We start from the raw sequence: 7,286 nt of genomic DNA on the forward strand, positions 1-7,286 counted from the left end.
GAAATAGTATCATTGTGTAAAAATATCTGGGCTTTTTGCTTGCAATTTAATATAAAAGTAGTACCTTTGCAGACGAAATAAAGAAAAAGCATAAAAAATGACCAGACTTATTAAACCTATAGTATATCAGCCACTGCTCGATGTGAAACACACCGAACAGGGAATCAAGCTTATCAAGGAGTTCTTTCAGCAGAATCTTTCTACTGAATTAAGACTCCGCCGTGTCACAGCTCCTTTGTTTGTTTTGAAAGGACTCGGTATCAACGACGACCTCAATGGTGTGGAGCGTCCCGTTTCGTTTCCTATCAAGGATCTTGGCGATGCTACGGCAGAAGTAGTTCATTCGTTGGCTAAGTGGAAACGCCTTTCGCTGGCAGAATACAAAATAGAGCCGGGATATGGTATCTATACCGATATGAATGCTATCCGTGCCGATGAGGAACTGGATAATCTACATTCGCTCTATGTCGATCAGTGGGACTGGGAGGCTGTTATCACTCCAGAACAGCGCACTGTGGCTTATCTCAAAGATGTGGTAGAGCGCATCTATGCAGCTATTCGCCGTACGGAATACCTCACCTGTGAGACCTACGATCAGATTAAGCCCTTCCTGCCTGAGAAGATTACCTTTATCCATGCAGAAGAACTCTTGCAGATGTATCCAGACAAGTCGCCGAAAGAGCGCGAAGATGCTATCTGTGAGAAATACGGTGCGGTGTTTATCATAGGTATCGGTGGCGTACTCTCTAACGGAGAGAAACACGATGGACGTGCCCCAGACTATGATGACTGGTCAACAATGGGCGAGAACGGACTGCCGGGACTCAATGGTGATATTCTGATTTGGTATCCTGTATTGGGACGCTCGTTTGAGTTGTCGTCAATGGGTATTCGTGTGGATAAGGAAGCCTTGTTGCGACAGTTGAAACTGGAAGGTAAGGAAGATCGCGAGCAACTCTATTTCCACCGCAAACTCTTGCAGGGCGAACTGCCATTAAGCATTGGTGGCGGTATCGGTCAGAGTCGCTTGTGTATGGTATTGCTTCATAAAGGACATATCGGTGAGATACAGGCTTCGATATGGCCCGATGATATGCGCGCCGAGTGTAAGGCACTGGGCATGCAGTTGATATAATTCGAAACAGGCAGGCCTGATGTCCCTGTTGGGACGTCGTGCTTGCCTGCTCGATTTGCTTAGCGTCAGTAGTTAGAGGCCTGAGTCGTTTGCGATAAATAATGCTTAGGCCAATTCAAGATTCAACATGTCCCGCAGTTGCTTGACTGCGGGATTATCTTTTTCCATTTCTTCGTATTGCTCACGACGGGTCAGAGAACGCTCTTGTTCGTCGAACTCTGCCAAAACGATGTTGAGCGTAATCTTATTGTTTCGCAGATGCAGTTTCAAGGTGTTGACAATACTGCCTTTGATCTGCTGCATCTGTTCCATGACCAACTGGTTGTCAACCGTTACCTCTATCTGTGGCATTTCTTTAATGACCGGTGTCATGTTCTTCATGCGAGTGGCAACGGCACTGTATTGCTGGGGCATACGGTTGCACATGGCAATCCATTCGCGAGTCAGGTCGGCCTCGGTAAATTCGGCTTGATCCTGTGTTGCGGCGCTTGTTGCAGCTTGCTCGTTGACCAAGACATCGGCCATCGGAGCCTTGTCGGTGTCCGACTGTTTGCGCAGATTGTTCCATGAGAAGCCAACGGCAGTTTTCAGCCGTGGTCGGTTTGCTGTATTGTAGGTAGCCACCTGCTGCCTGGGCTGGGGAGAGGCAGTCTGCGTCTGTTGCAGAATCTTAGGCGTGGGTACAACATTCGTAGCGGAAGAAGTCTGCTGTGAAACTCTTCCTGCTGCCGATGCTGTGGATGCGGCAGTAGCAGCTGAGGCCACCTGTTGAGCCTGCTGTGTGGGTTGCGACTGCCGTATCAAGTGTTTGAACAGGGATTTCAGTCTTCTGGGCCTACGCCCACTGCCAGCCCCCTCGGCGGGCTGAGTCAGCTGAGCCACCTCGATGAGCGTCAGTTCTACCAGCAGTCGTTTGTTGGAAGCCTGTCGGTAGTTGATGTCGCATTGGTTCATCAGGCGTAGGGCACTATAGAGGAAGCGCAAGTCGCAACGCTGCGCCTGTTGCTGCAGACGCTCTCGTTGTTGCTCGCTTGCCTCAAGCAAAGGCAGGGTCTGTGGGTCTTTTGCCATCATCACGTTACGCACGTGTTTGGCAAGCCCCCCTATCAATAACCCGCCATCGAAACCATGGGCAATAATCTGGTTGGCAAGCAACATGATTTCGCTTACTTTGTTTTCGATGGAATAGTCTATAATCTTGAAGTAATAGTCGGAGTCAAGCACGTTCAAGTCTTCTATCACCTTCTGATAAGTGATATTGCCTTGGCAGAATGATGCAGCCTGGTCGAAGATGGAGAGTGCGTCGCGCATTCCGCCATCAGCCTTTTCTGCTATCACCTCCAGAGCCTGCTCTTCATATTGTATGCCCTCTTTCTCAGCCACCGCTTTCAGATGAGCAATGGTGTTTTGCACGGTCATGCGCTCAAAGTCGTAGATTTGACAACGGCTGAGAATGGTAGGCAGAATCTTATGCTTCTCGGTGGTTGCTAAGATAAAGATGACATGTGCCGGTGGCTCTTCCAGTGTTTTCAGAAAAGCATTGAAGGCAGCGGTAGAGAGCATGTGCACCTCGTCGATGATAAACACCTTGTATTTACCAACCTGCGGTGGAATGCGTGTTTGCTCCATGAGTGTCTTGATATGCTCTACCGAGTTGTTGGAGGCGGCATCGAGTTCGAAGATGTTGAACGACCGTTGCTCGTTGAAGGCCTGGCAACTTTCACAGTGTCCGCATGCCTCCCCGTCTTCAGTGGGAGAGAGACAGTTGATAGCCTTGGCAAAGATACGTGCGCAGGTAGTCTTTCCTACACCTCTCGGACCGCAAAACAAGTAGGCGTGAGCCAGTTTGCCGCTCTTCACAGCATTCTTCAGCGTAGTGGTCAGTGCTTGTTGTCCCACTACGGTATCGAATGTGGCAGGGCGGTATTTTCTTGCCGATACGATATATTCTTCCATGTGATTAATAGATTTCGCACACAAAGGTACGATTAAGTGAGTGAAATTCCAAAGAAAAACACTTTTTTCTTTGGAATTCCCGAACGGGAGTACCTTCGACCTTCAGGTCAAGGGTACGAATAAGCGAGAGAAGTACAAAAGAAAAACACCTTTTTCTTTTTGGATTCTCGAACGTGAGTACCTTGGACCGTCAGGTCAGAGGTACGATTAAGTGAGTTAAAAACCAAATAAATTTGTGCTTTTCCGAGCGTGAGTACGCAAAAAGCTCTAAATACCATAAATTTCTCCTTGCTTTTTATGGGATATTTAGAAAATTATCGTATCTTTATCATCCCGAATTTAGGCGTTCTTTATATATTGCAAAATACAGAAACGAGCAGAATCCCACTCGTCTCCAGATTGTTACCTGTTTTATTTAGGCAAAAGCCCAACTTCTTGATATTCAATCAAAGCCTAAATTAAAACGAGTTGCTCTATTAAAAAAATATCTATAATAAAGTTAAATAATATTAAATACTAAATAAAAACTGCCAAAACTCTTGCATTCCGGGGGTGTCATGTTGTATCTTTGTAATTCAAGCCGAGGATAATTCCTAAAAACAAGAAAGAAACCTTTAAACCAAAAATCAAACAAATAACTCAACAACTAAAATGCTGCTTATGTTTACAAATTTAACAGATTTTCATGCCATTTGGTCACGACAGAAAGCTCACGGTTTCTCGATCGCTTCTCGTTCGGTTTCCGTTAACTTCTCGTTAGGTCCTCGTTCGTCTCTCGTTCGTCTCTCGTTGCTTAGTCGTTAGTCTATCGAAGACCTATCGAGGACCGAACGAGGAACAAGCGAAAAACGAACGAAAGAGCAACGAATATCGATCGAGATGCCGACGAGAAACTATCGGCAACTCGACGAGTAGCCACCTTCATGGCTGGCAGAATACCCTTCTGCAACCACAAACCAGCAAAATGCCTTTTGCTCCCAATCTGCCGAGGCAGAACCCTGCACTTCCTGTCCACACTGAGCATTTCCGCGGCGAATAAAACCATTTCGTCCATCCCGTGGAAACCCTATGGTTCAACCATGTAGAAGCCCTCCATGGGCTTTTAAAGAATTTAGTGACAAGATTAAAGAATGACTCTGATTCTCTGCCTCAACACACTAATATATCCATTAGTGAATGAGAGTTCAAGTTAAAAATCTTAAATGTCTGGAATTGACAAAATGGATTGATTTTGTACGGAATCCATTAAAAAGGAAAACAGCCACCACATTAATGTGATAGCTGCTTTGTAAAACTCATGTTGGCATAGCCTTTTGACTTTTCATTCTTAAAGCCGATAAGATCAGCGAAATACGGGGCATTACCCTTTTTGATGTCCTTTTCCATAGTCCGAATTTTTAATTGATTCAACGTAACTTATCTGGAAACGATTGATTCAAATAGAAAAGTGGTGCGCACCCGCGAAGTCACTTTGAATCAATCTCTAAACAAGTATATGTATTCCGAATCAGACCTCAAAATGGAACTTCTCATTTCTTAATTATACCACAAGATATAGCGATTCTATGAAATAATCTATTATGAGAGAGGGGACAAATTAACAATTCGGGTATATAATATCATTTTTTTCAAGAATATGTCACCCTATAGATTTTTCTTGCAATATCCGCAAAGATTATGCTTGTTTTCATCTTCCAAATGGATTATTGTTTACATGCATCACATAGCTTATCTTGTATTTCAAAATTTCCATGTCCCTTAGCATCCTTCATAAAACATGTTGGGTCGTCATTGGGACAATGCTTTGCCCCATAGAAGGTATGGATAAACTCATGAAGTATAGGTTTCCACATCAAGGATTTGTCTTTAAGTCGCTTATCAGAAACGAGACTCACTTGTTTTAGTGGTCTGCTTATACCAACTATTCCATAATCTTTCTGGCCATGAATATCTGTGCAAATATCCTTATGTGTCAAGCCAATTATTACCTCATATCCAGTTAGCTGCTTTGATTCATAATTCAGTATTGGAGTGACCCTATATCTATTCCTTTCTCTGACATAGCTATTCTTGGGTAAACTGATTGGGTTCGCTATCTTAAATTCCCAATGTCCATATAACCATTTATCAAAAGCTTTTTGTAGCTTGGGAAGCAGTTTTTCTACTTCTTTCTTACTAAAATCCTCATAAGGTTGTAATACGATAACACATTGCGGAGTTGAACATAAGGTGTCAGCCTCGATATAATCCCCTTTTGTTGTGCCATTACCACATGAAAAAAATAGTATGCCAATGAATAATATGCAAAGTAACTGTTTCATTGCCTATATAATGTCATTTTTTTTAAGAAAATGTCACCTGTAAATCATTTCCCTTGATATAAAATCTACCACTCTTCTATAACTTTTAATAACTTACGTGCTCCTTCACTATATGGTGCAAATGCTTCAAGATGTTCTCTGAACCAACCAAGTGATTTCTCATTGAACAAATCTTTATGCATCGTATTGAGCATTACTTTACAGTTGTATTCATAACAGCTAAACCATTCTGGATTACAAGTTCGCATATATTCAGGAAGGCTTGCATCAATCATCCACATATCATCAATCCCTTTATTTCCTTTAATAGGCGGAAAAGATAATATCCATTCATTGACATCAAGCATACGTTGTAGAAATAACGCTGTTTGATTTCTAAACGCATCAGTCGTACTTTCTATAGGAACTATTTTTGATTCTTTATTCATGTTACCAGCGATACTTACTTTTTATCTGTTTAAACACGGGAATATCACAGACTGAGGCGAATAGTAAGATACAAGCCCTTACTTTTATAGCATCCTGTCCGAATATGTCATAAACAGACTTCTCGTTATTAAGCACAGCTTCTGATATTTCTATCAGTCTTTCCCTCAAAATAGGGTGCTCAATGTATGCTTTGGCTTCTTCACGTCCATTTATACCATAGAACTGGGCGATCTCTGATTTACCCAGACCTTTCATCTGAGGGAATACATACCATACCCAATGCCCAGACTTATGACCGTTCTTTATTTCCTGCAAGGCTTCTGCATAAGTACCTGTACCATCATATAGTCCTCCACTATCCTGTGCATGAACAAATCTCAAAAGATTTCTTTGTTTGGCTTCGATAACGCTGTTTATATTGGATTCCATTTTTTATGCTAATTCTATAGTACAACTTTCGAAGTTCTCTTCAAATTCTCTGGCAAGATCTTCTTTCTCTTTAGGGAACATCACTTTTTTTAAAGAAGTACAGCCTTTAAATGCTGTTTTATGGATTTCGGTTATATCATTTGAGAAACCAATTTCCTGTAGATTTTGGCAACCAGCAAAAGTATGTATCCCTATAAATCTAAGTCTCTGGGGCATCCTAATACTGTAAAGATTGAGGCAACCATAGAAGGCATAATTCCCAATATTTGTAACATTATTAGACATCTCTACGGAAACAATTTTTGAACAGTTCTCAAACACATGACTTTTAATCTGAGTTATCTCTTTTGGTATTTTTATTGAAGAAAGACTCCTACAATTAGAAAAAGCGCCATCTCCAATCTCTGTGACGCTATCTGGAATAATAGCAGAAGTAAAGCTGCATCCATTGAAAGCGAGAGCTTCGATGCATTGTACACCCTCTGATATAGTCAAAGATGATAATCCTAAACAATTTCTGAAAGCGTATCTCCTAATTATGGTTACGTCTGAAGGAATTGTAAGATCTGTTATTTCTATACCGGCCTTATCATAAATTCTATTGGAAAGGCATGTCGGATTACTGTCAACACCGTCAAAGGTTATCCCACACCAAGTACTAATATCAGTTATAACAACTTTTTCTAAATTAGAACAGCCCAAGAATGCGTCTTTACCAACAGCTTTTATCCCTTTGCCAAATGAAATCGTTTTCAAATGGCAACATCCCCCGTATCTATTATTAGTTGATTATCAGTATTATACGCTCTAAACGGTAGAAAAGTGGCTATGTGGATTCTGTTTAGATACGAAAAGGTAATATTTAACGTATTTAACTTTTAGTTACACCACGCGTATTCAACTGGCAAGTGCAATCGGTACTATTGTATGTTGTCTATCTCATCGTTAAGAACTTGCTGGACAGCGACAGTAAGCAAATCACAGTAGGCATTCATTTCCGATTCTGTGTCATACTG

At 41.9% G+C, this 7,286-nt stretch carries 6 protein-coding genes; 1 reads left to right on the top strand and 5 read right to left on the bottom strand.

Annotation, left to right across the window (positions count from 1 at the left end):
* Positions 1-97: 97 nt before the first annotated feature.
* Entirely contained in the window at positions 98-1,135 is a 1,038-nt protein-coding gene (asnA, locus tag CIK93_RS01875) for an aspartate--ammonia ligase (protein ID WP_094446404.1), read from the top strand.
* 105 nt (positions 1,136-1,240) lie between these two features.
* On the opposite strand, the gene CIK93_RS01880 is transcribed toward asnA, so the two are convergent.
* From CIK93_RS01880 to CIK93_RS01905, 5 genes are all read right to left on the bottom strand, one after another.
* Positions 1,241-3,091, bottom strand: a complete 1,851-nt coding sequence (locus CIK93_RS01880; protein WP_094446405.1) for a DNA polymerase III subunit gamma/tau — start codon at positions 3,089-3,091, stop codon at positions 1,241-1,243.
* A gap of 1,703 nt (positions 3,092-4,794) precedes the next feature.
* Positions 4,795-5,412: a hypothetical protein gene (locus tag CIK93_RS01890; RefSeq protein WP_094446407.1), complete on the bottom strand. Its 618-nt coding sequence runs from the start codon at positions 5,410-5,412 to the stop codon at positions 4,795-4,797.
* Between the two features lie 65 nt (positions 5,413-5,477).
* Entirely contained in the window at positions 5,478-5,840 is a 363-nt protein-coding gene (locus tag CIK93_RS01895) for a hypothetical protein (protein ID WP_094446408.1), read from the bottom strand.
* 1 nt (position 5,841) lies between these two features.
* Entirely contained in the window at positions 5,842-6,270 is a 429-nt protein-coding gene (locus tag CIK93_RS01900) for a DUF1810 family protein (protein ID WP_094446409.1), read from the bottom strand.
* 3 nt (positions 6,271-6,273) lie between these two features.
* Entirely contained in the window at positions 6,274-7,026 is a 753-nt protein-coding gene (locus CIK93_RS01905; RefSeq protein WP_094446410.1) for a leucine-rich repeat domain-containing protein, read from the bottom strand.
* Between the last annotated feature and the right edge of the window lie 260 nt (positions 7,027-7,286).

Source organism: Prevotella sp. P3-92, assembly GCF_002251205.1.
Classification (GTDB): domain Bacteria; phylum Bacteroidota; class Bacteroidia; order Bacteroidales; family Bacteroidaceae; genus Prevotella.

Bases quoted from the DNA above. Each gene is read 5' to 3' on its own strand.
- CIK93_RS01890 (WP_094446407.1), bottom strand. From the start codon at position 5,412: ATGAAACAGTTACTTTGCATATTATTCATTGGCATACTATTTTTTTCA.
- asnA (WP_094446404.1), top strand. From the start codon at position 98: ATGACCAGACTTATTAAACCTATAGTATATCAGCCACTGCTCGATGTG.
- CIK93_RS01880 (WP_094446405.1), bottom strand. From the start codon at position 3,091: ATGGAAGAATATATCGTATCGGCAAGAAAATACCGCCCTGCCACATTC.
- CIK93_RS01895 (WP_094446408.1), bottom strand. From the start codon at position 5,840: ATGAATAAAGAATCAAAAATAGTTCCTATAGAAAGTACGACTGATGCG.
- CIK93_RS01900 (WP_094446409.1), bottom strand. From the start codon at position 6,270: ATGGAATCCAATATAAACAGCGTTATCGAAGCCAAACAAAGAAATCTT.